Raw genomic sequence first — 812 nt, forward strand, 5'->3', positions numbered from 1 at the left:
GATGTCGTTTTAGCCTGCATCAATGCTACTACCTTCTTCAAGTATGATTTGGCCTATGGAGGCATCTTTGTTTAGAGGGCTAAGATCGTAAAAAGATATGCCGTCTAATTTGGCTTCTATGGTGCCTTTGTTAATAAGGGTGCCTATTTTATTGCCTGATTCTGCTAAGATACCATGATTTGCAGACTTTAAGGTTCCGCTATTTATTAAAGTTTGGATGGATCCTTGGGATTTATTAAGAGAAATGGCTATAATGTCTGCATTTCTATCATTGCTTCTTTGTGATTCTATGGTGCCTGTATTGATAAGATTAGTGATGCTTGAGTTTTCATATAAGGCTATAGCAGAATCGGAAGTGTTTTGGATGAGTCCGGTATTAAAAACCGTTGTGATACGCGAAGCTTTGGTTAAATGTAATGCTCCAGTAGCACTTTTAATAGTACCTGTATTAATGAGTGTTTCTATAGTATTTCCGGATAAAAATACCCCACTAGTTGTACCTTCTATGGCATTTTTATTAAAGAAATTTTTTATGGTATTTGAGTTTTTGGTAAAGTTAACTGCTTCTTTACTACTATTTTTGATCGTCCCACTATTATAAAAAATACTAACTCTTGAATTATTAAAAAACACTCCTTCTTTACTATTACCCTTTATCATTCCTGTATTAATAAAATTTGTAAGAATAGAATAAGCAAAGTTAATGCCTTGATCATCGCTTCCACTTATAGCACCACTATTGATAAAATTAGTAATTCTTGTTTGCTTTGAAGTTTCTAAACCTTTCTTTGCTTTAATCACTCCTGTAATTT

Annotated in this window: 1 pseudogene; it reads right to left on the reverse strand. The window is 33.1% G+C overall.

Annotated elements, in window-relative coordinates:
- Positions 1–9: 9 nt before the first annotated feature.
- A pseudogene (locus GRQ01_RS07545) lies at positions 10–812 on the reverse strand (hypothetical protein); the annotation flags it as partial.

Source organism: Campylobacter bilis (assembly GCF_016806695.1).
GTDB classification, from domain to species: Bacteria; Campylobacterota; Campylobacteria; order Campylobacterales; family Campylobacteraceae; genus Campylobacter_D; species Campylobacter_D bilis.